Annotated in this window: 2 protein-coding genes; both read right to left on the bottom strand. The window is 63.2% G+C overall.

What is annotated here, in order from left to right; genetic code table 11:
- Positions 1-381 (bottom strand): LysR family transcriptional regulator (locus NKH23_RS34475; protein WP_353036811.1); only part of this gene is annotated, 381 nt, incomplete at its 3' end.
- A gap of 50 nt (positions 382-431) precedes the next feature.
- On the bottom strand, positions 432-748 hold a 317-nt coding region (locus NKH23_RS34470; RefSeq protein WP_353036809.1), incomplete at its 5' end, for an aldehyde dehydrogenase family protein.

Here is a 748-nt window from a genome sequence, read left to right as displayed (position 1 = left end):
GAACCGCACCTCGGGATAGGCGCGCTCGAACTTCATGCGCAGGGTCGGCATGACGATCTGCGCGAAGGTCAGCAGGCATCCGACCGCCAGCGGCCCACGCACCTTCTCGGCGATGTCGCCGGCGATGTCGTGCAGGGCATCGGCGTCGACCAGCAGCCTGGCGGCCTCCTTCAGGAAAACGCGACCGCCAGCCGTGAGCGACAGGCCATGCGAATGCTTGCGCACAAAAAGCTGGACGCCGAATTCGGCCTCGAGCTGCGCGATCGACGCCGAGATCGAAGGCGGCGAAACATTGACCTGCTCGGCCGCCTTGGTAATGGACCCGGCTTCGCCGACGGCGACGAAATATTCGAGTTGTCTCAGGGTGAAGCGTAGCGGCATGGGCTTCTATGTTGCCGGTTTGGGCGCCGCGATCAAGCGCCCCCGCGGCTTCAGTATTTGATCCATGTCGTTTTCAGCGCGGTGTACTTGTCCAGTGCATGCAGCGACAGGTCGCGGCCAAAGCCCGATTGCTTGACACCGCCGAACGGCGTCATCGGGCTCAGCGCATCGACCGTGTTGACGGAAACCGTGCCGGCGCGCAGCCGGCCGGCGACGCGGTGCACGCGCGAAAGGCTGTCGGTCCACAGCGATGCGGCCAGCCCGTACGGGCTGTCATTGGCAATACGGATAGCTTCCTCTTCATCATCGAAGGCAATGACCGAAAGCACCGGTCCGAATATCTCATCCCTGGCAATTGGGTCGTCAT

Source organism: Mesorhizobium sp. M1328 (assembly GCF_040318075.1).
Lineage (GTDB): Bacteria > Pseudomonadota > Alphaproteobacteria > Rhizobiales > Rhizobiaceae > Mesorhizobium.
This window is presented reverse-complemented; position numbering and strand designations above follow the sequence as displayed.